At 48.3% G+C, this 24,787-nt stretch carries 24 protein-coding genes; 18 read left to right on the top strand and 6 right to left on the bottom strand.

Annotation, left to right across the window (positions count from 1 at the left end; all coding sequences use genetic code 11):
• Positions 1–12: 12 nt before the first annotated feature.
• The 4 genes from cotJC to BZ167_RS05945 all read left to right on the top strand — a co-directional run bounded on the left by cotJC (position 13) and on the right by BZ167_RS05945 (position 2,314).
• Positions 13–582 carry a spore coat protein CotJC gene (gene cotJC / locus BZ167_RS05960; protein ID WP_003155700.1) on the top strand — a complete coding sequence of 190 codons (570 nt, stop codon included), beginning with the start codon at positions 13–15 and terminating at the stop codon, positions 580–582.
• Positions 583–670: 88 nt separating this feature from the next.
• Complete coding sequence (locus tag BZ167_RS05955; RefSeq protein WP_061861237.1) at positions 671–1,204, top strand: GNAT family N-acetyltransferase; 534 nt, start codon at positions 671–673, stop codon at positions 1,202–1,204.
• A gap of 28 nt (positions 1,205–1,232) precedes the next feature.
• Positions 1,233–1,511: a YesK-like family protein gene (locus tag BZ167_RS05950; RefSeq protein ID WP_017419062.1), complete on the top strand. Its 279-nt coding sequence runs from the start codon at positions 1,233–1,235 to the stop codon at positions 1,509–1,511.
• A 113-nt stretch (positions 1,512–1,624) separates the two neighbouring features.
• Entirely contained in the window at positions 1,625–2,314 is a 690-nt protein-coding gene (locus tag BZ167_RS05945) for a YetF domain-containing protein (protein WP_015416992.1), read from the top strand.
• Between the two features lie 32 nt (positions 2,315–2,346).
• Here BZ167_RS05945 and hmoA read toward each other — a convergent pair whose 3' ends face one another.
• Both hmoA and BZ167_RS05935 read right to left on the bottom strand, forming a co-directional pair.
• Positions 2,347–2,673 (bottom strand): heme-degrading oxygenase HmoA, encoded by a 327-nt coding sequence (gene hmoA, locus BZ167_RS05940; RefSeq protein WP_003155696.1) that lies wholly within the window; start codon positions 2,671–2,673, stop codon positions 2,347–2,349.
• An 84-nt stretch (positions 2,674–2,757) separates the two neighbouring features.
• Complete coding sequence (locus BZ167_RS05935) at positions 2,758–3,120, bottom strand: VOC family protein (protein ID WP_007408938.1); 363 nt, start codon at positions 3,118–3,120, stop codon at positions 2,758–2,760.
• 160 nt (positions 3,121–3,280) lie between these two features.
• Here BZ167_RS05935 and BZ167_RS05925 point away from each other — a divergent pair, with 160 nt between their 5' ends.
• The 4 genes from BZ167_RS05925 to BZ167_RS05910 all read left to right on the top strand — a co-directional run bounded on the left by BZ167_RS05925 (position 3,281) and on the right by BZ167_RS05910 (position 5,704).
• Positions 3,281–4,147, top strand: coding sequence for an STAS domain-containing protein (locus BZ167_RS05925; RefSeq protein ID WP_061861238.1), 867 nt, complete (start codon positions 3,281–3,283; stop codon positions 4,145–4,147).
• A 315-nt stretch (positions 4,148–4,462) separates the two neighbouring features.
• Positions 4,463–4,636, top strand: a complete 174-nt coding sequence (locus tag BZ167_RS05920) for a YezD family protein (RefSeq protein WP_003155693.1) — start codon at positions 4,463–4,465, stop codon at positions 4,634–4,636.
• A 29-nt stretch (positions 4,637–4,665) separates the two neighbouring features.
• Positions 4,666–4,968 carry an FMN riboswitch-binding regulator RibR gene (locus tag BZ167_RS05915; protein WP_015416995.1) on the top strand — a complete coding sequence of 101 codons (303 nt, stop codon included), beginning with the start codon at positions 4,666–4,668 and terminating at the stop codon, positions 4,966–4,968.
• 91 nt (positions 4,969–5,059) lie between these two features.
• Complete coding sequence (locus BZ167_RS05910; RefSeq protein WP_007408941.1) at positions 5,060–5,704, top strand: Bax inhibitor-1/YccA family protein; 645 nt, start codon at positions 5,060–5,062, stop codon at positions 5,702–5,704.
• Positions 5,705–5,742: 38 nt separating this feature from the next.
• Here BZ167_RS05910 and BZ167_RS05905 read toward each other — a convergent pair whose 3' ends face one another.
• The gene (locus BZ167_RS05905) at positions 5,743–6,255 is read right to left on the bottom strand and encodes a MarR family winged helix-turn-helix transcriptional regulator (RefSeq protein ID WP_061861239.1); all 513 of its coding nucleotides are present in this window, start codon (positions 6,253–6,255) and stop codon (positions 5,743–5,745) included.
• A 150-nt stretch (positions 6,256–6,405) separates the two neighbouring features.
• On the opposite strand from BZ167_RS05905, the gene BZ167_RS05900 reads away from it, so the two are divergent.
• Entirely contained in the window at positions 6,406–7,527 is a 1,122-nt protein-coding gene (locus BZ167_RS05900; protein WP_077391973.1) for an FAD-dependent oxidoreductase, read from the top strand.
• A 36-nt stretch (positions 7,528–7,563) separates the two neighbouring features.
• On the opposite strand, the gene BZ167_RS05895 is transcribed toward BZ167_RS05900, so the two are convergent.
• Positions 7,564–8,634: a DUF3900 domain-containing protein gene (locus BZ167_RS05895; RefSeq protein ID WP_007609950.1), complete on the bottom strand. Its 1,071-nt coding sequence runs from the start codon at positions 8,632–8,634 to the stop codon at positions 7,564–7,566.
• A 164-nt stretch (positions 8,635–8,798) separates the two neighbouring features.
• Between BZ167_RS05895 and BZ167_RS05890 the strand changes: the two genes are divergently transcribed.
• The 7 genes from BZ167_RS05890 (at position 8,799) to BZ167_RS05860 (ending at position 19,364) form a co-directional block, all read left to right on the top strand.
• Positions 8,799–11,981, top strand: a complete 3,183-nt coding sequence (locus tag BZ167_RS05890) for a bifunctional cytochrome P450/NADPH--P450 reductase (RefSeq protein ID WP_077391972.1) — start codon at positions 8,799–8,801, stop codon at positions 11,979–11,981.
• Between the two features lie 419 nt (positions 11,982–12,400).
• Positions 12,401–14,329 (top strand): lipoteichoic acid synthase, encoded by a 1,929-nt coding sequence (locus tag BZ167_RS05885; protein ID WP_003155677.1) that lies wholly within the window; start codon positions 12,401–12,403, stop codon positions 14,327–14,329.
• Between the two features lie 216 nt (positions 14,330–14,545).
• Positions 14,546–15,310, top strand: coding sequence for a glucose-1-phosphate cytidylyltransferase (locus BZ167_RS05880; protein WP_015417001.1), 765 nt, complete (start codon positions 14,546–14,548; stop codon positions 15,308–15,310).
• A 6-nt stretch (positions 15,311–15,316) separates the two neighbouring features.
• Positions 15,317–16,285, top strand: a complete 969-nt coding sequence (locus BZ167_RS05875; RefSeq protein WP_012117042.1) for a GDP-mannose 4,6-dehydratase — start codon at positions 15,317–15,319, stop codon at positions 16,283–16,285.
• 24 nt (positions 16,286–16,309) lie between these two features.
• Positions 16,310–17,221, top strand: coding sequence for a putative nucleotide-diphospho-sugar transferase (locus BZ167_RS05870; protein WP_061861242.1), 912 nt, complete (start codon positions 16,310–16,312; stop codon positions 17,219–17,221).
• A gap of 28 nt (positions 17,222–17,249) precedes the next feature.
• Positions 17,250–18,410, top strand: a complete 1,161-nt coding sequence (locus BZ167_RS05865; protein WP_031379279.1) for a glycosyltransferase family 2 protein — start codon at positions 17,250–17,252, stop codon at positions 18,408–18,410.
• A 15-nt stretch (positions 18,411–18,425) separates the two neighbouring features.
• Positions 18,426–19,364, top strand: a complete 939-nt coding sequence (locus tag BZ167_RS05860) for a putative nucleotide-diphospho-sugar transferase (protein ID WP_060674503.1) — start codon at positions 18,426–18,428, stop codon at positions 19,362–19,364.
• Between the two features lie 29 nt (positions 19,365–19,393).
• On the opposite strand, the gene BZ167_RS05855 is transcribed toward BZ167_RS05860, so the two are convergent.
• Positions 19,394–20,623: an MFS transporter gene (locus tag BZ167_RS05855; RefSeq protein ID WP_061861244.1), complete on the bottom strand. Its 1,230-nt coding sequence runs from the start codon at positions 20,621–20,623 to the stop codon at positions 19,394–19,396.
• Positions 20,624–20,741: 118 nt separating this feature from the next.
• Entirely contained in the window at positions 20,742–22,127 is a 1,386-nt protein-coding gene (locus tag BZ167_RS05850) for a branched-chain amino acid transporter BcaP (RefSeq protein WP_077391971.1), read from the bottom strand.
• 246 nt (positions 22,128–22,373) lie between these two features.
• Between BZ167_RS05850 and BZ167_RS05845 the strand changes: the two genes are divergently transcribed.
• Together BZ167_RS05845 and BZ167_RS05840 are read left to right on the top strand one after the other, a co-directional pair.
• Positions 22,374–23,831, top strand: coding sequence for a benzaldehyde dehydrogenase (locus BZ167_RS05845; RefSeq protein ID WP_007408954.1), 1,458 nt, complete (start codon positions 22,374–22,376; stop codon positions 23,829–23,831).
• Between the two features lie 15 nt (positions 23,832–23,846).
• Positions 23,847–24,701, top strand: coding sequence for a methyl-accepting chemotaxis protein (locus tag BZ167_RS05840; protein ID WP_077391970.1), 855 nt, complete (start codon positions 23,847–23,849; stop codon positions 24,699–24,701).
• The last annotated feature ends 86 nt before the right edge of the window (positions 24,702–24,787 follow it).

The following is a 24,787-nucleotide window of genomic DNA, read 5'->3' as shown; positions in this document are numbered from 1 at the left end:
AGGGATCTGTAAATGTGGGTATATGAAAAAAAGCTGCAGTATCCGGTTAAAGTCAGTACATGCAACCCGATGCTGGCTAAGTTTCTCATTGAACAATACGGCGGGGCGGACGGCGAATTGGCCGCAGCGCTCCGGTACTTAAACCAGCGTTACACGATTCCTGACAAGGTGATCGGCCTGCTGACGGATATCGGCACGGAGGAGTTTGCGCATTTAGAAATGATTGCGACGATGATTTATAAGCTGACAAAAGATGCGACCCCGGAGCAGCTGCGTGATGCAGGGCTCAGCGATCATTACGTCAACCATGACAGCGCGCTGTTTTATCACAATGCGGCCGGAGTTCCGTTCACAGCGTCTTACATACAGGCGAAGGGAGATCCGATCGCTGATTTATATGAAGATATTGCGGCTGAAGAAAAGGCGAGAGCGACGTATCAATGGATTATTGATATTTCCGATGATCCTGACCTGAATGATTCACTCCGTTTTCTGCGTGAGCGTGAAATCGTCCACTCTATGCGTTTCAGGGAAGCGGTTGAGATTTTAAAAGAAGAACGTGATAAGAAGAAAATTTTTTAAACGGCCCTCAAACATGACGGCTGTTTTTTTCCTTTCTGCGTTTGGTCTATAATGAAGGTGTCGAATATTCTGATTACGGGAGGCTTTTATGACACCATTTACGATCACGGAGGAGAAGGCGGGGGCATTCCGGGTCACCTCCGCCCGGAAAGATGATGCAAAAGAGGTCATGGATCTGCTCGTGCAAGCGGCAGAATGGCTTCGCGGTAAAGGGTCGAACCAGTGGAGCGGCCTTCTGCAAGGGGAAGATACCCACAATATGCGGGAGGCGATCGCCCAAGGGTATGTTTTTTTATTCAGGCAGAATGAAGAGCTGGCCGGCGTCGTCATGCTGCTTCCCGAAGCAAGCGGGTGGGACAGACGTCTTTGGGGCGATGAAGGACATGAGGAGTCCGTATATCTCCACCGGCTGGCGATTAACAGGCGGTTTGCAGGGGCGGGGCTCGGCCGGACAATCATGACTTGGGCGGAAACGGGTGTGTCTTGTCCGGGAAAAACGAAAATCCGGCTCGATTGCGTGTCCGAAAACAAGGCGCTTCAGTCGTTTTACAGCGGAATGGGTTACGAATCAAAAGGACCCGCGCCGGGTTATCATTTGTTTGAAAAAAAGGTGAGTAAATAAAAAGCTTCTCATGACGGAGGTAAAAGATATGGGTTTTTTTTATCTGATCTGTCTGGCCGCATTTTGTCTTAACTTTGCCGTATCGGCTGTGCTCCGCAAGAAATGGCCGAAAAAGATGTGGCCTGAGTGCCTTTTGGCGGTGCTGGGCCTGACTGCTTTCGGTACGGTTGTTTACAGCATTTTCGGTGTCGGCGGCTGGGAAGGAATGGGCTTGGGGCTTGCCGCGATGTTTGCGGGTTCCGGAGCGGCCGCCGGTTATGCCGCTGAGGTGTGCTTACGGGTCGTCAGATCGAATCAAAAACAGTAAGCAGAAGTGAAAAAACGCGGCCGCGGCTGCGTTTTTTTGTGTGTTGCCGGCCGCTGTATAGAAAACAGGCGAATGTCCATAATGGTAATGACTTTTAAGAAGAAGGTGCGAATATGGGACATTTACTTACAGTGGCTTGGGAGTTAGTATGCGGTTTGGGTATTTTATTTGTGATTTTAAAATTGCTTGGAAAAACTCAATTCTCACAAATTACGCCGTTTGATTTTATTTCCGCGCTCATCCTCGGCGAACTGGTCGGAAATGCGGTGTATGATAAAGGCGTCAGGATTTTTGAAATCATTTTTGCCTCTCTGTTATGGGGGGGTTTAATTTATCTCATTGAACTGATTACGCAGAAAGTAAAAAGCTCCAGAAAGCTGTTGGAAGGCGAGCCGAGTATTATCATCCATAAAGGAAAACTGAAATATGGTGTGCTGAAAAAGAATAAGCTGGACATTAATCAATTGCAAAGCCTTCTCAGACAGGCGAATTGCTTTTCCATACAGGAAGCGGAGTACGCGATTTTAGAAACAAACGGGATGGTCAGCGTCCTGCCGAAATTTCAATATGACACGACGAAAAACGGCGACATGCAAATAAAGCCGAAGCAGGTCTCTTTGCCGGTCACGCTGATTATTGACGGCGAAGTGCTGTATGAAAATCTGAAAGAAGCCGGGCTGGAAGAAAAGCAGCTGAATCAGGAGCTGAAAAAGCTGAACATCAAAAAAACGGAGGACGTGCTGTATGCGGAATGGAAGCCCGATAAACCGCTGTTTGTCCTGCCGTATGAGGAGAAAAAATAAAAAGAGCATTGCCCTGGGGCAAATGCTCTTTATTATTTTTCGTGTACGCCTGTTTTAACGGCTCTGACATGATACATACCGACATCCGTCCCAAGCATATAATCAGGTTTCGGCTTGCCTTGGTTTGCTTTGTGGGCCGCGATGTGGTCTTCGCTTTTTTCCCATTGTTTCCAATGGTCTTCTGACTCCCAGCGGATTAACACGACGACTTCTTCATCACCGCGGCGGACTTTTTTTTCCAGGACCGTTACGTCTATCAAACCTTCCTGCTTTTCAATCACGCCTTCTGAACTGAAGCGTTCGATTACTTTGTCGGCATGTCCTTCTTTTACGGTCATTTTTCTGATTTGCACGAACATCTGGCAACTCTCCAATCCTTTTCACGCTTTATCCAACATTTTAAATGAAAATGATTCTCAAAGTCAATTAAGATGCCTGACGGATTACGATTTCAGGAGAAAGACATGACCATCCTCATCTTTAAATTGCACGAAGCTGCCCCATTCCATTTGTTTCGGTTCATCTAAAAAGGTGATACCGTTCTTTTTCATCTGTTCGTATGCGGCAAAGACATCTTCACACTCAAATACGATAGAAGCCTTCATATGCTCGGCTCCTTTCATCATTGATTTCGGATAAATCACCAAATGAGTGGCGGCCCCTTTGGGCGCTACCTCAAGCCAGAAGGCGCCCGGGCCCATCGGATGCTCGGCGACGGTTTCAAACCCCGCTTTTTCCGTCCAGAATGTTTTCGCTTTTTGCTGATCATCAGTGTATACGGCGACTGTCGCAATTTTTTTGATCATCATACTGACCTCCTGTTTCATTTCTTTTATAGTGTATCCTCCTGCCGAAAAAAGCAATCAACAGCTTTAATGTGCAGGTTTTTTTAATTTCTCTAGTGCGATCGGCGATTCCGATTTATAATTTAGACAAAAGTACATATTCTTGAAAGAGGAGACGGCAGTGAACAAAGACCAATTACTTCATGATTATATTATTACACATTCGGCAGAGCTGACGGAAAAATGGCTCAAGCTGAGACGGAAGCTGAGAGGGCGTTTTTATTCTGCGGATCAATTAAGTGAGGAAATGAAACGGCTGCTGATCGAGCAGCATACCTTTACAAACACGGTCATCGCAAGCGCTTTTTTGGAAGATCCGGCCGTTTTTCAGCATAACAAAGAAAAATGGGCCGCACAGGTAGCGAAAAGCAGAGTGGAGCAAGACGCGGAGGTTCATGAGGTCGTTGAGGCGATCGGCAATTCAAGAACCGTCTTTTGGGAGGCGGTCACCCGTTTTATGGATGAGCATCAGGACATCGTAACAAACGAGGATGCCCGCCGCTGGAATCACCTTGTCAACGGCTCGTTTGATCAGCTGATGACGGATTTTACTGAACAGTTTCAGAAATTAATGATCGCGAGGCTGTCATCTCAGCAGGAGCTTATTTCCGAATTGAGCTGTCCCGTTATTTTAATCGCGGATACGATCGGCACTCTGCCGCTCATCGGCGCGATTGATACGAGACGGGCGCGCGTGATTTTGGAGTCGGTGCCGGAAAACTGTGTCTCCAAACGGATCACAAACCTTGTGATTGATCTGTCCGGTGTGCCCATTGTCGATACGATGGTGGCGCAGCAATTGTATATGCTGTCGAAAACGTTATTTCTACTCGGCATCAGAACCGTGTTTTCCGGCATTCGGCCTGATGTGGCACAGACTTCTATCCAATTGGGGCTTGATTTTTCAGAGTATCAAACTTACGGCTCCCTGGAGCAGGCGCTCGCCAGCATGGGTGTCACATGTGTGATCGAGGAAGCAAAAGCATAGGAAAAAGGTGCTCCGGCCAGAGGCGGGGCGCTTTTTTTTGTCAGCGGAAAACAATGTAAATATGTCGGAACGTGAAGATTGCGTTCTTAAAAACAGCTATATGACGCCTTGGGAGTCGATTTCGGGATGACACGGTTTATATCAAAGCGAAGGAAGTGACAGTTTTCGCAAAGAAAACATATCCAAAAATTGTGTAAATGTTATTGATTTCTGAATGAAAACATAATAGTATAATTATATATTTCTTATCAGAATAGTATGAATTAAAACACTCATTGTCAAAAGACGCACGGCCAGACATAAAGGGGGAGCATGATGACGTCCAAAGGAAACGTAGATCCGCATGTGATCGAAAAGATTATCAGCGCGCTGGAAACGCTCGATTTCGGGACAGTTCAGATTACGGTTCATAATTCCCAAGTGACACAAATTGATAAGGTGGAGAAATATCGATTTTCCCTGAAGAGCAAAGAAGTAAAACAATCTTAAAAAACAGCCAATGACAGGAGGCGGTACATATGAAGCATTCAACTGTTCCTTTCCGGGAGAGCCGGTATCTGCACCTGCCCGAAGTGCGCTTTCTGCATTGGTGCACGAAGCAATACGGCATTAACAAAGGCGTGCTCAATACAATTGACGGCTGGTTTTATGATGCGGGCGTCATTCCGATTCCCGTCAGGCGTCTTTATGTGCTGGCATTTCTCGATTTCGCGAAAACGCCGGGGCAGAAGGGGAAGATCCGATTCGGGCACGGCGGCTTGACGAAAAAACTGCATGATTTCATGGATATGCAGGAATGCGCAGCAAAACGTCAGGCCTGACATCCTTAAAATCTTCTTAAAATCATACAAATTTCTCCCATTTTATTTATAATAGACCTATCAAGATCATTTTTTTGGGAGGACTTTTGACATGCAAACTGCTGCTTATGAGAGCAAACAATCTATTATGCAGCGCATTATAACGGTATTTGTGTTTACACTGTTAGTTGCGACAATCGGCCTGTATACGGGCCAGTTCATTCCGCCGGCATTGATGCTGCCGCTGTCGGTCTTAGAGGTCGTCATGATCATCGCCGCATTTTGGCTGCGCCGAAAAAAAGCCGTCGGATATGTGTTTGTGTTTTCATTCGCTTTCATTTCCGGAATGACGCTGTTTCCGATTATCAGCCATTATGCGTCCGCGGCGGGGGCCTATGTCGTATTGGAGGCATTCGGTTCATCGTTTGTGATTTTTGCGGTGCTCGGCACGATCGGCGCTAAGACGAAAAAGGACTTGTCGTTTTTATGGTCCTTCTTGCTTGTCGCTGTTATCGCGCTTCTCGCAGTGGGGATCTTTAATATTTTCAGCCCGCTGAATTCCGCCGCCATGATGGCGTATTCCGTCATCGGAACGATTGTGTTTTCAATGTACATCTTATACGATCTGAACCAGATCAAGCACCGGGACATCACGGCTGACCTGATTCCTTTGATGGCATTGACGCTTTATATCGACTTTATTAACTTGTTTATCAACCTGCTACGGTTTTTCGGAATTTTAAACAGTGATGATTAACCGCGCGAAAAAGGCGCCCTGCTGAGAGGGGCGCCTTTTTATGTTCTGCCGCCGGAAAACAGCAGAAGCTTATCAAATAATACTTCAAGCATTTTTGTCAATTCCGCTTTTTGTTCAGCGGTGAAGCTTTCCATGACTCCTGAAATATTGGAGAAGTGGCCGGGAAGAAACAGCATCAGCTTTTCTTTTCCTTCTATTGTGAGTTCGATGCTGATTTTTCGTCTGTCGCCGGTATGCCGGCTGCGGTTTACAAAGCCGTCCCGTGCGAGTCCGTCGATCAATCCGGTGATGGTCGCTTTGGTGACATTGGATTTTTTTGCCAGCTCCGTCGGACTCAGGCTGTGGCCGGGTGCGTCAAACAGAAACATTAAAATTTTGAATTTCCCTTCGGACAATCCGTGACTTGAGAAATAATGCTCCATGACCTGATTCATTTTTTTAGACATATCAAATAACGTCAAAAATGTTTTCAATGATTCAGCATCCATATCGGCGTAAATCTCAGCGCGTCCGGCAATCTGCGAGTAATCCGGCAAATGTCTCAACTCCATTTTTGTAAGCCTCCGTACCATTTTAGTGATTCAAAGTATAAGCTTGCCGGATTCAAAAGGCAACCTATAAAGATTGACAGTTTTTCAGCCTATATAGTAAGGTGGCTAATAGTTAATAAGTGATAAATAAATAGAGAAGGCGGTATCGTGATGAACCATGAAGTGAAAAAGATCATCATAGCGGGCGGAGGGATCGGCGGCCTGTCCGCAGCGATTTCTCTCGGCAGAGCGGGTTTTGAAGTGACCCTTTGCGAGGCGGCGTCCGGCATGCGAAAAAGCGGAGCGGGCATTCTCCAGCCTCAAAATGCGCTGCGGGTGCTTCGGGAAATCGGTGTGTATGATGAATGCTGTCAACACGGCTTTCAAACGGAATGGCTGAAGCAGCATGATGAAAACGGAACGCTGCAGTTTAAAGTGAATGAGGCGTTTTTAGATGATTCATTGCCGGGGCGGAATAATATATTGCGGCAAACGTTAAACGATATCCTCAAAAAGCATGCTGAAGCGGCGGGGGTCACGATTCTGCTCGGTAAAAAAGTCGTGTCTTACGAAGAAACGGCAGGTGAAATAACGGTGCATTGTGCAGACGGAACCATGATGACGGCTGACATTCTCGCCGGCTTTGACGGCATCCGCTCCGCTGTCCGCGATCAAATGCTGCAAAGAGAAGTGAAAACAGAGTATCTCGGCATGGGAGCGCACAGATTTTACATTTCTTTTCCCGAGCCGATATTTCATGATTCGACACTGATGTATAAAAAAGGGCAGACGCAGGTCGGAGTCGTGCCGCTCTCTGAAAAAACAGGATACGTATTTATCATCCGGCCGTATGACGCTGACTTCAGGGATGACGAGGACACGCGTTTTGAACGGGTGAAAGACTTGCTGCGCAGAATTCCGGGAGTAAAGTTTGTGACAGAGAATATGTCAAAGGAATATCCCGTTTTGTTTCATAAGATTGAGCAGATGGCGGTCAAAGAACCGTGGCACAGAGGCCGCGTCGTTCTGGGCGGGGATGCCGTCCATGCAGGAGCGCCGACATTGGCGCAGGGAGCGGCGATGGCGATTGAAGACGCGATTGTGCTTAGTGAAGAACTGCGAAAACACGAAAACCATGAAACTGCATGTCAAGCATACTTCGAAAGACGGGCGGAGCGGGCATTACAGGTGCAGAATCTCTCATCTGAAATCGTCCGCCGCGAGATAAAGGGAACGCCCGGCGTCCAAGACATCATCGGTGCATGCTATCGATTGCTCAAAGAGCCTTATTAAATAAAGAAAGTCCAGAACATGGCGTCTGGACTTTTGTCAGTCTTGTTCAGATTTATTCCGTATCCGTTCAATCACCTCATGCAGCCCCTCAGGCTTGTGAAACTCCACCGGCGAACTGCCTTTTTCAAACGAGATCGTCTCCGCCTCAATGAGCGCGACATAGCGCCCGTTCACTTTTGCGAGATGGATGGATTCGCCGAAATCAGCCAGTAATCCTTTAATCTCTGTTTCTCCTACTTTCATTTTCAGCTCGGCTTCCGGCGTGTGTTCAATGATCTGCGCGGATGCCTCGATGACTTGATGGGTGTCGAGGCGCTCCTGAATTTCCCGCTTTTCACTTGCTTCCCAAATTTCAATGTCGTGCTCAAACTGCTGAAGCTCTTCGCTGTTTTCTTCAAAAGTTTCATACACGTGTTCCTGCACCATGTTCATGACTTGGCTTTTCATGATTTCCGGCATCGATTCGCCATATTCGACAAATTTGAGAAAATCTTCGAAATAACGGGCGTGCGAGGCCTGGTGGATTTTCAGCTCATGCTCTTCCGTCATGCCTTCTTCCGGCATATACGGATATTGAATGCTTTTCATGTTTTTTGTCGTGATGGCCATTTCGACCTTTTTAATGAGAGACGAGGCGTCTGAGATGCGGGCGACCTTCGGCTCGAAATCGCATTTCATCATAAAGACGAATTTGTCTTCAAAATACTTGCGCGGAACGGCCGATGCCACGATAAAAACACCGCCGCGCACGGCGCTCGTGTCAAGGTAAGTGCGGACGAACTGCTCGCTTGCTTCGATAAATGCTTCCTTCGTATCCGCAAGTCTGGCGCGGTTGAAAAGGTTGTAATTCGGATTTGAATCAAGCTCATGGCCCGGCTCCGTGATAAAATGGCCGATTTTTGTTGGGACTTGCTCGGATTGCGGATGCCGTTCGGCTTTCCGTTTGACGATTTTCTTCAATTCCCCGTCAAGAAAATCCTTCAGCTCGCTTTCTTCAAATTCTTCCGTGTCAAGGGTCTGGAAATGTTTGAACTGTTTGTTTGCCTGTTCGTCTTTTCCTTCCACTTGAATGACATAAAACGATAAAAACTTGATTTCAAAATCCATATGTGAACTCACCTTATTTCTGTATTTAACAAGCCTCTCCAGTATAGAAAAAACCGTTATCGATCGTCAATCCGATGATTGATCCGTGACGGCGGATAATCGGCCGGTGAAAAGGGCACTGTAGTTGGAAGGAACGCATCAATGTGTTAGAAAGGGTGTTATTCATGAAGGAAACAGGTCCGATTCCGCAGCCGAAGACATTCGGCCCGCTCGGCAATCTTCCTTTGCTTGATAAAGACAAGCCTACAATGTCGCTAATCAAACTGGCAAACGAGCAGGGGCCTATTTTTCAGCTGCATACCTCGGCGGGCGCCATTATCGTCGTGTCCGGCCATGAACTGGTGAAAGAGGTTTGTGATGAAGAACGGTTCGATAAAAGCATTGAAGGAGCTTTGGAGAAAGTCCGGGCGTTTTCCGGTGACGGGCTGTTTACAAGCTGGACGCATGAGCCTAACTGGCGAAAGGCGCATCATATTCTGATGCCGACTTTCAGCCAGCGCGCGATGAAAGATTATCATTCGATGATGACTGATATCGCGGTGCAGCTGATTCAAAAATGGGCTAGGCTGAACCCGGATGAGGCCGTTGATGTGCCTGCTGATATGACCCGCCTGACGCTTGATACGATCGGGCTTTGCGGCTTTAACTATCGATTTAACAGCTATTACAGGGAAACGCCTCATCCGTTTATCAACAGCATGGTGCGCGCCCTTGATGAAGCGATGCACCAAATGCAGCGCCTTGATGTTCAGGATAAGCTTATGATCAGGACGAAGCGCCAATTTCATCATGACATTCAGGCGATGTTTTCGTTAGTAGACAGTATTATCGCAGAGCGCCGGTCAGGCGGCCGGGATGAAAAGGATCTGCTGGCCAGAATGCTGAATGTGGAAGACCCGGAAACGGGCGAAAAACTTGATGATGAAAATATCCGGTTTCAAATCATCACGTTTTTAATTGCCGGCCATGAAACGACAAGCGGCCTGCTTTCCTTTGCCATCTACTTTTTGCTGAAACATCCCCGTGTTTTGGAAAAAGCCTATGAAGAAGCTGATCGGGTATTGACCGATCCCGTTCCTTCATATAAACAAGTGCTGGATCTTACTTATATCCGAATGATTTTGCAGGAGTCATTGCGCTTATGGCCGACCGCGCCTGCGTTCAGCCTTTATGCGAAAGAGGATACGGTGATCGGCGGGAAATATCCGATCACGCCGAAAGACAGAATTTCCGTCTTAATTCCCCAGCTTCACCGTGATAAAGACGCGTGGGGAGACAATGCGGAGGAATTTTATCCGGAGCGGTTTGAACATCCTGATCAAGTGCCTCACCATGCGTATAAGCCGTTCGGAAACGGTCAGAGGGCGTGTATCGGTATGCAGTTCGCCCTGCATGAAGCAACTCTTGTTCTGGGGATGATTCTGCAGCATTTTACCTTTATCGATCACACCGATTATGAGCTCGATATTAAACAGACACTGACGATCAAGCCCGGCGACTTTCATATCCGGGTGCGGCCGAGAAACAAAGAAGCCGTTGCGGCTGCTCTCCCGGCGGCTGAAAAAGCGGCGGAAGACGTCGAAAAAGAAAAACGGGAAACAAAAGGCGCATCCATTATCGGGCTTGATAACCGACCGCTTCTGATTCTGTACGGCTCAGATACGGGAACCGCAGAAGGCGTGGCGCGGGAGCTTGCCGATACTGCCGGGATGCACGGCGTCCGGACTGAAACGGCGCCTTTAAATGACCGGATCGGAAAACTGCCGAAAGAAGGAGCTCTCTTGATCATTACGTCCTCTTATAACGGAAAGCCTCCGAGCAACGCGGGACAATTCGTTCAATGGCTTGAAGAAGTCAAACCCGGGGAGCTGGAAGGCGTCCGGTATGCCGTCTTCGGCTGCGGTGATCATAACTGGGCGGCGACATATCAGGCTGTGCCGAGACTGATTGATGAGAAGCTTGCCGAAAAAGGGGCGGAACGCTTTTCCTCCCGAGGCGAGGGGGACGTCAGCGGCGATTTTGAAGGAAAGCTTGATGAATGGAAAAAAAGCATGTGGACGGACGCCATAAAGGCATTCGGTCTCAAGCTGAATGAAAATGCCGAAAAAGAGCGAAGTGCGCTGGGCCTTCAATTTGTCAGCGGGCTTGGCGGGTCTCCTTTGGCACAGACGTATGAAGCGGTTTACGCATCCGTTGCGGAAAACAGGGAACTTCAGGCGCCGGAAAGCGGCCGGAGCACAAGGCATATCGAAATCACTCTGCCGAAAGAGGCTGCCTATCATGAAGGGGATCATCTCGGCGTGCTGCCGGTAAACAGCAAAGAGCAGGTCAGCCGTGTTCTCCGCCGGTTCAATCTGAACGGGAATGATCAAGTGCTGCTGACGGCCAGCGGACAGAGCGCGGTTCATCTCCCGCTCGATCGGCCGGTCAGGCTGCATGATCTTCTGAGCAGCTGTGTCGAATTGCAGGAAGCGGCATCAAGGGCTCAAATCCGGGAAATGGCCGCTTATACGGTCTGCCCGCCGCACAAACGGGATTTGGAAGATTTTCTGGAGGAGGGCGTCTATCAGGAGCAAATCTTAACATCGCGCGTCTCGATGCTCGATCTCCTTGAAAAATATGAAGCGTGTGAACTTCCGTTTGAGCGATTTCTGGAGCTTTTGCGCCCGTTGAAGCCGCGGTATTATTCGATTTCAAGTTCGCCCCGGAAACATCCCGGGCAGGCTTCAATTACCGTCGGCGTCGTTCGCGGCCCCGCCCGGAGCGGTTTGGGGGAGTATCGCGGTGTCGCTTCGAATTATTTAGCGGACCGCGGCCCTGAGGATGGTATCGTAATGTTTGTCCGCACTCCGGAAACACGATTCCGGCTGCCGGAAGATCCGGAAAAACCGATTATTATGGTCGGTCCCGGCACAGGAGTCGCCCCGTTCCGCGGATTTCTGCAAGCCCGGGCGGCGTTAAAAAAAGAAGGAAAAGAGCTGGGGGAGGCTCATCTGTATTTCGGATGCAGAAACGATCATGATTTTATTTACCGTGACGAGCTTGAAGCTTATGAAAAAGACGGAATCGTGACGCTTCATACGGCTTTCTCCCGCAAAGAAGGCGTACCGAAAACGTATGTGCAGCACTTAATGGCGAAAGACGCCGGTGCTTTAATTTCCATCCTCGGCCGGGGAGGGCACCTCTACGTATGCGGCGACGGCAGCAAAATGGCGCCCGATGTAGAGGCAACGCTGCAAAAAGCGTATCAGTCGGTCCACGAAACAGACGAACGGCAAGCGCAAGAATGGCTTTTGGACCTCCAGACAAAAGGCATTTACGCAAAAGATGTTTGGGCGGGGATTTGACAGGTAAAGGACTGGATGACTCCAGTCCTTTTTTTACATCAGCCAAAAAAACCTTCAAGTTTTTCAACCCCTTTGCATACAATAACTTCAGCCCGCCTGTTGGGCGGCTGTCTTTGATATTCATTTTTCGTTTTTAGAAGTTTGTGTTATTCTTATATTTGGTATCTCCTATTTTCAGACCCGGTCTGATACGGTACCTTTTAATGCCAGAAAAAAATGTGAAACGAAGAACGGATATCCTGCGTCTAATGGCTGGCGGGATAAGATGTTCAATGGGCATGACACGAATGATAAATATATCGTTTTTATAAATGGTGTGTTTATGGGGCTGTGTGATGCTTTCGTTTTGCTCGGAAAGCAGGAATTGAAGCAAAAAGTAAGAATACAGATTTAAAGTGTTTAGGAAAGTAGAGGTTGCCATGAAGAAATTATTTTCTTACAGACTTAGTTTTTTTGTACTGGCTATTATTTTGTTTTGGGCCAAAACGTATTTAGCCTATCATGCTGAATTCAACCTTGGGGTGAAGGGTCCGACGCAGCAGTTTCTGCTTGTGATCAATCCGTTCTCAAGCGCCATTTTCTTTTTAGGACTGGCATTGTTTGCGAAAGGCCGCAAATCAGCGATTATCATGGTGATTATTGATTTCATCATGACGTTTATTTTGTATGCAAATATCCTATTCTATCGATTCTTCGATGATTTCTTGACATTCCCTAACTTAAAGCAATCCGGTAATGTGGGAAATATGGGAGACGGCATCTTCAGCATTATGTCCGGCCATGATATTTTATACTTTGTTGATATTATTATTTTAATCGCGCTTCTGGTGTGGAGACGTGAGCTGAAGGAATTCAAGCTGAAAAAACGGTATACGTCATTAATTATCGTGACGGGTATTGTTTTGTTCTTCGTGAACCTGGCGATTGCCGAAGAGGACCGCCCGGAGCTGCTGACAAGAACGTTTGACCGCAATTACATTGTAAAATACTTAGGCCTTTATAATTACACGATTTATGACGGCGTACAGACGGCGCAGACGGAATCCCAGCGGGCATATGCCAGCAGCGATGACCTGACGAGCGTTGAAAACTACACATCGTCGCATTATGCGAAGCCGAACGCCGAGTATTTCGGCAAGGCCAAAGGCAAAAACATTATTAAGATTCACTTGGAAAGTTTCCAATCGTTTTTGATCAACTACAAACTTGACGGAAAAGAAGTCACGCCGTTCCTGAATAAACTCGCCCGCGGCGGAGAGGACATGACGTACTTTGATAACTTTTTCCACCAAACGGGCCAAGGTAAAACATCTGACGCCGAGCTGATGATGGATAACAGCCTGTTCGGACTGCCTGAAGGGTCAGCCTTCGTGACAAAAGGGGAAAACACGTATCAATCGCTTCCTGCCATCCTTGACCAAAGTGAGGGCTATACAAGCGCCGTTTTACACGGTGACTACAAATCATTCTGGAACCGTGACCAGATTTACAAACATATCGGCTACGATAAATTCTTTGACGCCAGCACATACGATATGTCTGATGACAACCTTGTCAATATGGGACTGAAGGATAAACCATTCTTCAAAGAATCCATTCCGAAGCTTCAATCGCTGAAACAGCCGTTCTACGCGCATTTGCTCACGCTGACGAACCATTATCCGTTTACGCTTGATGAAAAAGACGCAACGATCGAAAAAGCGAAAACGGGCGACGCGACTGTGGATGACTATTTCCAGACGGCGCGTTATCTCGACGAGGCGCTTGAACAGTTCTTTAAAGATCTGAAGTCATCCGGTTTATATGACAACTCGGTGATTATGCTTTACGGAGACCACTACGGAATCTCTGAAAACCATAACCGCGCGATGAAAGAAATTCTCGGCAAAGAAATTACGCCTTATCAAAACGCGCAGAATCAGCGTGTGCCGCTTATGCTTCGCATCCCCGGCAAAAAAGGCGGGGTGAACCATACGTACGGCGGTGAAATGGACGTTGTGCCGACGATCCTTCACTTGGAAGGCATCGATTCTAAGAAATATATTAATTTCGGCACCGATCTCTTCTCGAAAGACCATGATGATACGGTGACGTTCCGTAACGGAGATTACGTCACGCCGAAATATACTTCCATCTCCAATGTCGTATACGATACGAAGACAGGAAAAGAACTGAAAGGCAATCAGGAAACGAAAAACCTGAAAGCCAGAGTCACAGAGCAGCTGAAGCTGTCTGACAGCGTGATGTACAAAGACTTGCTCAGATTCCACAAATTGAGCGACTTTACGCCGGTTGATCCGTCTAAATATCATTACGGCAAAGAAAAGCTAAATCAGGATAATAAATAATAGAAAGAGCCTTACGGAATTTCCGTGAGGCTCTTTTTTTTGTGTGTATCTTCACCAATCTGAAAAAAGAGAGAGCTTTTGGTCACAAAGGGCGCCAATCTCTCATATCTTACAGTAGATTTTGAAACCGGTGATAGAGAATCGGACAAATTATCGGGTTGGTTTCTCTTATACGGGCGGTTTCGAATCCAATATTCACAGAGAAGAGGGGTAGAGATGAAAGCAGTCATTCTCTGCGGCGGAAAAGGAACGAGAATGAGCGAAATCACCAATGAACGTCCCAAACCGCTCGCCATGATAGGCGGCAAACCGATTCTATGGCATATTATGAAACTCTATCAATACTATGGCGTGAACGAATTTATCCTGCTTCTTGGTTTCAAAGGAGAGATGATTAAGGAATATTTCTTAGATTATGACTGGAAGAATCACAGCATGACGCTGGACAGCTCTACCGGAGAAGTACGGATATTGGGAAAATCCGAGCCGTGGAAAATCACTTTTTTAGACACGGGGGAACACACGCAGACAGCGGGGCGGCTTTTACAGGCAAAGGACATCATCGGTGATGAAACCTTTCTTATGACGTACGGGGACGGACTGGCCAACATCAACCTGTTTCATCTGATCAGCTATCATCAATCAAAAGGGGCAGCGGTGACCGTCACCGGTATAGAAAAGTCCTCGCAATTCGGAACGCTGACGGTTGAAGACGGCATGGCGAAAAGCTTTTCTGAAAAAACCTCGAGTGACGGCATCATCAACGGCGGATTTTTCGTGCTCAGCCCGAAGGTATTTGATTATCTGCCGAAAGACAGGGATGTCATGTTTGAAGAAGAACCGCTGAAGGAGCTGGCGAAAGACGGCGAATTGGCGGTATACCGGCATTACGGTTTCTGGACGGCGATCGATACGTATAAAAACCTGCTGGAAATCAACAAGATGTGGGACCGGGGACAACATGTATGGAAGGTATGGTGATCAAGTTTGAGTTTCTGGAAAAATAAAAATGTGTTTGTGACGGGATGTACAGGTCTTTTAGGAAGCTGCTTGGTGAAGGAACTGATCGATCAGGGGGCCAATGTGACGGGACTTGTCCGTGACACTGTGCCCAAGTCGAACCTGTATCAGGGAGAACAAGTGAAGCAAATGAATATCGTGCAGGGTGCGCTTGAAGATCTGGATGTGATTGAGCGGGCGCTGGGCGAATATGAAATTGACACGGTCTTTCATTTAGCCGCTCAGGCGATCGTCGGCGTCGCAAACCGCAATCCGATTTCCACATTTGAAGCCAATATTCTCGGCACATGGAACATCCTTGAAGCGTGCCGCAGGCATCCGCTCATCAAGCGGGTGATCGTCGCGTCCAGTGATAAAGCGTACGGCGACCAGCCGACACTGCCGTACGATGAAAACATGCCTCTTCAGGGCAAACATCCGTATGACGTATCAAAAAGCTGTGCCGATTTGTTAAGCCACACATATTTTAATACGTACGGACTTCCGGTCTGTATTACGCGCTGCGGCAACTTGTACGGCGGCGGAGATTTGAACTTTAACCGGATTATTCCGCAGACGATTCAGCTCGTGCTGAACGGTGAAGCGCCGGAAATCCGCAGCGACGGCACATTTATCCGTGATTATTTTTACATCGAGGATGCGGTCGAGGCATACCTTTTGCTGGCGGAAAAGATGGAGGAGCTCAATCTTGCGGGAGAAGCGTTCAACTTCAGCAATGAGATTCAGCTGACGGTGCTGGAGCTTGTAGAAAAAATTCTTAAGGCCATGGACAGTGACCTCAAGCCGAAAGTGCTCAACCAGGGAAGCCATGAAATCAAACACCAATATTTATCGGCGGAAAAGGCGAGGAAGCTTCTGAATTGGACGCCCGCGCATACCATTGATGAAGGATTGGAAAAAACGATCGAATGGTATAAAGCCTTTTTTCAAAAGTAACAGAAACAGAGGTGAGAGAAAGACGTGACAAGCGCATATTGCACAGTTTTATCAAAAGGAAGGCTGTATCAGGCTATCGCTTTGTTCGGCTCATTGAAAGCGGTTCAGGCGGACGCCCCCATTTTTACTTTGTGTATGGACCAAGACACCTATGACGTGCTTCAGGCAATGCGGCAGGATAATGTCACCTTGATTCAGGTGTCCGCACTGGAAAATGAGGAGCTCCTTGAACTGAAGCGGACGAGGGATCAGAGCGAATACTGCTGGACGGTGAAGCCGGTATTTCTCGAATTCGTGCTGGACGGACATCCGGAATTAGAGCGTGTCACGTACATTGATGCCGATTTGTTTTTCTTCGCCGATCCGCGCGCGATTTTTGACAATCAGCCGGATTGTTCGGTGCTTCTGTCACGGGGCGATATCGTCATTCCCTCATTTGGAAAACAGGAAATCGACATGCTGCAGCGTCTTTTAGGCCGGTATAATTCCGGTTTTCTCAGCTTCAAAACCGACAGTGCCGGTACAGATTGTCTCAGATGGTGGAAAGAACGCTGCCTGGAAGAATGCAAAAATGCGCCGGGCGAAGGAAAATTCGGAGATCAAGGCTACTTGGATTACATGTCCGGCCTGTTCCCGAATGTGTGTGACATCACCACGCCCGGCGTGAATATCGGCCATTGGAATTACGGCCGCCACACGTTTTCATGGAAGGACGGGCGTCTTGTGCTCGAAGACGGAAGTCCGCTGATTTTCTATCATTTCAGCGGATACCGGATCGTTACAGCCGGCGACATTCGGCAGATTCATGAGGCGGACCGGACCGACCTGCCGTTTGTCCATCAGCTTTATCAGGACATTCTGAAGCGGGTGATCGGGACGGTCAGCGCCGTCTGCCCGGAGTTCAGCGGCTTTGCATCTGAGGATGATAACAAATAAATGATCATATACAGGAAGTGAACGAAAAGTGAAGGCAAGCGTCATTGTTCCCGCATATAATTCCAAGGAGCGGCTTTATAACAGCCTGCTGTCCCTGAATGAACAGGAATGCACAGAGCCGTTCGAAGTGATTGTGGCTGACAACGGTTCGGAAGACGGAACCTTATCCATGCTTGAATCATTCAGCGCGAATTTTCCGCTGATTTTTGTGAGAATTAAAGAAAACAGAGGGATCGCTTACGGACGGAATCAGGCGGTCCGCAATGCCCGAGGCGATATTTTGATCTTCCATGACAGCGACATGCTTGCCGAAAAGGATTTGGTGGCGAAGCATATCAAGGCTCATGAGAACCGGGACGATCTTGTCGTATGCGGTATGTTCTGGAAGCGGATTTACAGCTTTTATTATGACCGTTTTGAAAAAGAGCATAAAGAGAAACTCGCCGAACTGTATGAAGAGCTGCCGGGCGATAAAGAGCCGCTCCTTGATGAAAGTGATATCAGAGACGGAAGTTTTCTTGACCAATGCTTTGATTTAGATACCGACTTTATCCGTGTGCTGAAAAGCATTTTGGAAAAATACGGAGATGATTTGAAAGGCTACCGTCTGCCGTGGCGTTTTTTCATTACGAACAATTCGTCAGTCAAGAGACAGCACGTGGCAGATCTCGGGCTGTTTGATGAAGGCATTGTCAGATACGGCTTTGAAGATTATGATCTCGGCATCAGGCTTCATCAGTCGGGAATGAGATTTCAGCTGCGGCGCGATATCATGAGCGTCCATCAGGAGCATCCGAGCAACTGCGCTTCCGTTGATGATATCAGGGCGAATATCGCGTACATGTGCGACAAGTACAATGACATTCATTCGCTTGACGTGCACCTCGCGTTTAACGGCCCGTTTGACGCGGAGTTAACCAACAGCATGATGGCAGACATCGAAGTGCTGCTTGATTATGAGAAATATGAAAGCCTGCTGCACATTTTTCTCGAACTGCTGCACGCGGTTAAAGACCGCAACCTCGACCCGGACTGGAAGACGAAAAGCCCGCGGATCACGGCGAACAGCTTCAATCTGCCGGAGGTCGGAAAGCTTTTGGCAAAAGCGGAAAAAAAGCTGGGCGTCACGCACTTTGCAAGGGCGTTCAAAGCGCTGGCTGCTGATTTACTGCATGTGGATCTTAAATAAATTGGATGTGATATGGTGAGTAAATATCATTTTTCAACCATTGTTTCCAGAACGCATATCTTTAAACTGATGCCGATGATTCATTCTCTCCATGAGCATTGCCGGGATTTTCATCTGTATGTGCTGTGTGTCGATCAGAAAGCGTACGAACTGCTTCAGCAGGTGCCGTGGGAACATATCACGGCGGTTCAGCTCCATGAAATGGAGGACCCGGAGCTGCTTGAAGCAAAGGGCGGCCGGACGTTTCATGAATATTGCTGGACGCTGAAACCGGCATTTCTGTTCCATGTGATGACGGAGTATGATGAAGCCGAATATTTTGCCCACTTGGACACCGATCTCTTTTTCTTCTCAGATGCGGGCGAGCTGTTTGCGGAAAAGCCGGATGCTTCCCTTTTTCTGACGGATCACCGCAATTCAGAACGGTTTGCGTCTTATTACAAGCTGACAGGGCAGTACAACACCGGGTTTGTCGGCGCGCGGAATACCGGGGAAGCGTACCGGGCGGTCTGGCAGTGGAGGCAGGATTGCATCTCCTATTGTACGGTGGAGATGAATGAAGAAAAAAAGACATACGGTGATCAAAGGTATGTTGAAAAGTGGCCCGCGCAGTTTGAAGACGTTCATGTCACGGAGTCGATCGGCGCGAATGCGGCGCTGTGGAATATTGAGCAATATGACGTCAGCCTGCGCGGCGGGGCTGTATATGTCAATGACACCCCGCTGATTTTTTATCATTTTTCAGGCTTTACGCTCGTCACGGAGAACGAATTCAATCTGTGCTGGTACTATCACATTGATGACGAGGCGACAGTCAATATGATTTACGTACCGTACATCAAAAACGTAAAAAAATGGATTGATGAAATTCAAAAAGCGTTTCCTGATTTCAAAGACGGGTTTATTCCGAAATACGCGGTTCCTGATACTCATTTTTATACGGTTGAAACATAAAATCCCTGCCTTTTCGGCAGGGATTGTTTTTATGAATGCCATTCTTTTAATGTTTTGTCGCTCGGCAGGACAAAGGCGAGCAGACCTAAAACGGGCAGAAAGGCGACGGCTGTCATGGTCGGCGTCAATCCCGCTGAATCAATAAGAGCTCCGAGCGCAACGGCTCCGATCGCGCCCATTCCGAAGGCGAGCCCGACCGTAAGCCCTGACATCGTTCCGATTTTGCCTGGAACAAGCTCCTGCGCGTAGACAACCGTCACGGAGAAGCTGGACATCAGAACAACGCCGATCAGCGCCAGTACGCCATAGGCGATGACAGGCCCCGCAAACGGAAGGAAAATCGTCAAGGGAGCCGATGCTATCATCGAAACGATGATGACGTTCCGCTTTCCGAAACGATCTGCAAGCGGCCCGCCGAGAAACGTTCCGACAGCTCCGAAAAATAAAAAGACGAAGATATAGCTCTGTGCCTGCTGAATGCTGACATGATAGGCATTCATCGCATAGAACGTATAAAAGTTGCCGATCGCGCTCACATACCAGGAGCGCGCGAAAATTAAGAAGATAATCATGATAAGGGCGAGAATAATCGGTTTTGTAATCACGGTCTGCACGGCGGAGGCCGGTGATTTTTTACTTACGGCGCGCAAATGAATAAGGCGGCCTTTATACCATTTGGCGATATAAATGAGAAACAGTACAGCGATTGCGGCGACTAGCGTAAACCAGACAGAGCCGAATTGACCGAGCGGAACGAGAATCAGCGCGGTAATCAAGGGCGCCATCGCCTGGCCGGTATTCCCTCCGACTTGGTAAATCGATTGCGCCAACCCGCGCTTTTCGCCGGCGGCCATGTAGGCGACACGCGATCCTTCAGGATGAAAGACGGCGGAGCCAAGGCCGATAAAAAAGACACAGCATAAAATCGTCAGAAAAGACGGGGCGAACGCGAGACCTAAAATGCCGAGCATGCTTGCGGTGAGTCCGAGCGGCAAGGCATACGGCATCGGGCGTTTATCCGTATACCAGCCGATGACGGGCTGCATCACGGAAGACACCATATTCAGCGTAAAGGCGATCATTCCGAGCTGCGTAAATGTAAGATTCATGGAACGTTCCAAAATCGGAAACATCGCCGGAATCACCGCTTGCAGTGAATCGTTCAGCAGATGACAGATCCCGATAATGAACAAAATAGAATACATGGTTGTCTCGGGACGATGGACAGGTTTTTCTTTAAGCGGGGCGGCAATTGCCAAAGTGATTCTCCTCCTTTTTATGTAAACGAAGCATACACCATATTATTCATAAGGTGAATGAATTATCAAGTGCAAAAAAGGCTCTTCTTTCTCAAACAGAAAAAAGAGCCTTCCTTTTTTATTTATTTAACAAACTGTGTTTTCTCGAATACATCATATAAACGACGATCCCGGCGGCGATCCAGATGACAAAGGCGAGCCATGTCACGCCCGGCAGGCTGCTTGCGAGATACAGGCATAAGCATGCGCTGATGATCGGTACAAAAGGCACGAAAGGAACACGGAAGGAAGATTTGATCTCCGGATGTTTCTTTCTTAAAACGATGACGGCGATCGCAATGACCGTAAAGGCCGCCAAGGTTCCCATGTTGACGAGATGCGCCAAGGTTCCCAAATCAATAAAACCCGCGATCCCGGCGGCAGCGATCCCCGTCACCCATGTGTTTTGAAACGGTGTTTTAAAACGCGGGTGAACTTTGGAAAACATGCGGGGCAAAAGGCCGTCTCTGCTCATCGCAAATGTAAGGCGCACCTGAGCGTAAAGCAGAGCGAGCATGACCGTTGTAATCCCGATAATCGCGCCGACGGAAATAATGCCTGCTATCTTGTTCTGGCCGACAAATTGGAGCGCGAAAGATACCGGATCTCCGACATTCAGCTTAGTGTACGAAAGCATTCCCGTCAGGACGAGCGATACCGTAATGTAAAGGACGGTGCAGACGGCGAGCGCGCCGATGATTCCGACCGGCATTGATTTCTGCGGGTTTTTCACTTCTTCCGACGCGTTTGATACGGCATCAAATCCGAGATACGCGAAGAAAACGGTCGCGGCGCTCGTGATGACGCCTTTCATTCCGAACGGCATAAACGGCGACCAGTTTTCCGGTTTCACGTAGCCGAAACCGACGATGATAAACAGCAGAATGATCGCAATTTTCATCAATACAATGACATTGTTAAAGCGGGTGCTTTCTTTCACGCCCCTTGAAACAATCGCGGTAATGACCAAAATAATGATAACGGCCGGCAGGTTGAACACGGCACCCGTTTTGCTGCCGGGTGCGGCGGTCAGCGCCTCCGGAAGATGCAGCCCGAAGCCCGCAAGAAGCGACTGGAAATAGGATGACCAGCCGGTTGCGACGGCGGCGAGCGCGATGACATATTCAAGCATTAAGTCCCATCCGATTAAAAACGCGAGACACTCCCCGAGAGTGACATATGAATACGTATATACGCTGCCTGAAATCGGAATGGATGAAGAAAATTCCGCATAACAAAACGCGGCGAGCGCGCAGGCAAGGCCCGCGAGCACAAACGACAGAATCAAAGCCGGTCCTGCGCCTGTCGCGGCCACAGTCCCGGTAATCACAAAAATCCCCGTGCCGACAACACAGCCGATTCCGAGCAAAACCAAGTCAAAAGCGCTTAACGAGCGGGACAGACTGGTCTGTTTGCTCTGAGCCTTTAAGTCGGCCAGCGGCTTTTTCCGAAATAGTAAAGACATATGGGTCCTCCTGAAAATTCATAATATTCTTATCATTATATACACTGACGTTTGTATTATATTGTCGAAATTTCTCGCAGTCAATTAAAGAATTTTCCACTTTAAAAGGACAAAGCTAAAAAGCGTCGATGCACGGAAGGAACGGGAATTTTATTGTGAAATAGTTCAATTTTCTCACCTTAAGACCGATACAAAAGATGACTCATCAACTAATTTCAAGTTTCGGTGAAAGGGAGATGTTTTTACATGTTTCAATATGAAGAACTAAATAAGCAGTTTATCGGCGGCCGATGGAGGGATGGGAGCAGCCGGAACGTATTGGAAAACAGAAATCCTTATACTCAAAAAGTCATCACCTCATTCCAAAAAGCGACGTCTGATGATGTGGATGCGGCATATCGCGCCGCGGCTCTTGCGAAACAAGAATGGGACAAAGTAAACCCTTTTAAAAAGCGGGCCATTTTGGAAAAAGCCGTTTCTTTCATTGAAGAGCACGAAGAAGCGATTATTTACTTAATCATGGAGGAGCTTGGCGGAACACGGCTGAAGGCTGAGTTTGAAATCGGACTTGTCAAAAATATGATAAAAGAAGCCGCAACATTTCCGGTGCGGATGGAAGGGAAAATTCTCCCGTCCACGATTGACGGAAAAGAAAACAGACTGTACAGAATACCCGCCGGAGTCGTGGGGGTGATCAGCCCGTTTAATTTCCCGTTTTTCCTTTCGATGAAATCTGTTGCGCCGGCACTCGGCGCGGGGAACGGCGTCGTGCTGAAGCCTCATGAAGAAACACCGATCTGCGGCGGAACGCTTATCGCGAAAATTTTTGAAGCGGCCGGCGTACCGGACGGGCTGCTGAATGTTATCGTGACGGATATCGGGGAGATCGGCGACAGCTTTGTTGAGCATCCCGTCCCGCGGATTATCTCATTTACAGGCTCAACCGGAGTGGGCAGCTATATCGGACAGCTTGCGGTCAAACACTTTAAAAAACCGCTGTTGGAGCTTGGCGGAAACAGCGCGCTGATCGTGCTTGAGGATGCTGATCTTGAATACGCCGTCAATGCGGCCGTATTCAGCCGGTTTACGCATCAAGGCCAGATCTGTATGTCGGCGAACCGCGTGCTCGTTCACACATCTGTATATGACAAATTTACAGAGCTTTACGAAGCGAAAGTGTCATCGCTGAAAGTCGGCGATCCGATGGACCCTGATACGGTTATCGGCCCTTTAATCAATGAGAGACAGGCGGAAGGTCTGAGACGGTCTGTCGAAAAAGCGATAGAAGAGGGAGCGGTTCCGGTGCTGTCCGGCCGATTCAGCGGAACGGTCGCTGAGCCCGTCATTTTAAAAGATGTGAAACCTGAGATGAGCATTGCGAAGGAGGAGCTGTTCGGACCGGCCGTCTGCATCATGCCGTTTGAAACGGAGGATGAAGCGGTAAGCATCGCAAACGCGACACCGTTCGGTTTAAGCGGAGCCGTGCATACGGCAAACGTTGAGCGCGGCGTTGAGTTTGCTAAGCGGATCGAAACCGGCATGATTCACGTCAACGATACGACCATTAATGATGAACCGAACGTCGCGTTCGGCGGCGAGAAGCAATCAGGTCTCGGCAGGCTGAACGGCGAATGGAGCCTAGAAGAATTCACCACGCTGAAATGGATTTCGGTTCAGCATGAAAAACGGCAATTCCCATATTAAGAAGGAGTGAAAGAAATGAGTATACAGACGGAGCAGCAAACGCACAGCCTGCTTGACGCATTTGTCAAAGTTGCGCCTTTTTTAAACAGCCTGATCCAAGATGACATCACCATCGGAATTTATGATACAGAAAAATTAATCGTGAATATTCCGGCTAAAACGTTTTCTCTTAACGTAAAGCCGGGAGACCCGCTGCAAAAAGGGGACATCATTACAGACGCGATCCGCATGAATCAGAAGAAGACAAGCATGGTGCCGAAAGAGCTGTTCGGATTTCCGCTGATCGCCAGAGCGATTCCGCTTCACGATGAAAACGGAAAAGTCATCGGCGGCGTCGGTCTCGGCACGAGCCTTGAAAAATCAGCCAAGCTTCATGATGTCGCTGAAAGCCTGTCCGCCGTCGTGGAACAGACCGCTTCGGCCATCGCGGATATCTCAGAATCCATCAGCGGTTTCTCAGCACAGATGACCGGGATTTCCGTTCAGGCGAAACAAGTCAGTGAAAGCGCGGGAGAAATCGCCGACATTTCCGTCACTGTCAAGGGCATCTCGGATCAAAGCAATCTGCTCGGTTTGAATGCGGCCATTGAAGCCGCGAGAGCAGGAGAATCCGGCAAGGGCTTTTCCGTGGTGGCGGATGAGATCCGCAAGCTTGCCACTCATTCAAAAGACAACGTCGGCCAAATTGACCAGATTACGAAAAAAATCCACAGCCTGCTGAAAGGGCTGGAGGACTCTATTGAATCCATCAACCAGAACACGGACGGCCAAGCGGCGGCGGTTGAACAAATTTCTGCCACGATGCAGGAAATTTCGGGAAGCGCCCAGCATTTAGCGAAAATGGCTGAAAACGTACTCGGAGAGTCATAAAAAAAGGGAGCTTACGGGCTCCTTTTTTGTTTTTCCTTTATCAATCGGAAACTGCACTTACACGTTTGATCCGTCATGCTAAAGGG

The organism is Bacillus sp. 275 (genome assembly GCF_001999205.1).
In the GTDB taxonomy this organism is placed as follows: Bacteria; Bacillota; Bacilli; order Bacillales; family Bacillaceae; genus Bacillus; species Bacillus velezensis.
Note: the sequence above shows the minus strand (reverse complement) of the source record. Positions and strands in the feature narration are given on the sequence as shown.

Coding starts and splice junctions, on each gene's coding strand:
- BZ167_RS05920 (WP_003155693.1), top strand. CDS start 4,463: ATGACGTCCAAAGGAAACGTAGATCCGCATGTGATCGAAAAGATTATC.
- BZ167_RS05840 (WP_077391970.1), top strand. CDS start 23,847: ATGAGTATACAGACGGAGCAGCAAACGCACAGCCTGCTTGACGCATTT.
- cotJC (WP_003155700.1), top strand. CDS start 13: ATGTGGGTATATGAAAAAAAGCTGCAGTATCCGGTTAAAGTCAGTACA.
- BZ167_RS05880 (WP_015417001.1), top strand. CDS start 14,546: ATGAAAGCAGTCATTCTCTGCGGCGGAAAAGGAACGAGAATGAGCGAA.
- BZ167_RS05945 (WP_015416992.1), top strand. CDS start 1,625: ATGGGACATTTACTTACAGTGGCTTGGGAGTTAGTATGCGGTTTGGGT.
- BZ167_RS05935 (WP_007408938.1), bottom strand. CDS start 3,120: ATGATCAAAAAAATTGCGACAGTCGCCGTATACACTGATGATCAGCAA.
- BZ167_RS05845 (WP_007408954.1), top strand. CDS start 22,374: ATGTTTCAATATGAAGAACTAAATAAGCAGTTTATCGGCGGCCGATGG.
- BZ167_RS05885 (WP_003155677.1), top strand. CDS start 12,401: ATGAAGAAATTATTTTCTTACAGACTTAGTTTTTTTGTACTGGCTATT.
- BZ167_RS05850 (WP_077391971.1), bottom strand. CDS start 22,127: ATGTCTTTACTATTTCGGAAAAAGCCGCTGGCCGACTTAAAGGCTCAG.
- BZ167_RS05950 (WP_017419062.1), top strand. CDS start 1,233: ATGGGTTTTTTTTATCTGATCTGTCTGGCCGCATTTTGTCTTAACTTT.
- BZ167_RS05905 (WP_061861239.1), bottom strand. CDS start 6,255: ATGGAGTTGAGACATTTGCCGGATTACTCGCAGATTGCCGGACGCGCT.
- BZ167_RS05910 (WP_007408941.1), top strand. CDS start 5,060: ATGCAAACTGCTGCTTATGAGAGCAAACAATCTATTATGCAGCGCATT.
- hmoA (WP_003155696.1), bottom strand. CDS start 2,673: ATGTTCGTGCAAATCAGAAAAATGACCGTAAAAGAAGGACATGCCGAC.
- BZ167_RS05915 (WP_015416995.1), top strand. CDS start 4,666: ATGAAGCATTCAACTGTTCCTTTCCGGGAGAGCCGGTATCTGCACCTG.
- BZ167_RS05955 (WP_061861237.1), top strand. CDS start 671: ATGACACCATTTACGATCACGGAGGAGAAGGCGGGGGCATTCCGGGTC.
- BZ167_RS05890 (WP_077391972.1), top strand. CDS start 8,799: ATGAAGGAAACAGGTCCGATTCCGCAGCCGAAGACATTCGGCCCGCTC.
- BZ167_RS05895 (WP_007609950.1), bottom strand. CDS start 8,634: ATGGATTTTGAAATCAAGTTTTTATCGTTTTATGTCATTCAAGTGGAA.
- BZ167_RS05900 (WP_077391973.1), top strand. CDS start 6,406: ATGAACCATGAAGTGAAAAAGATCATCATAGCGGGCGGAGGGATCGGC.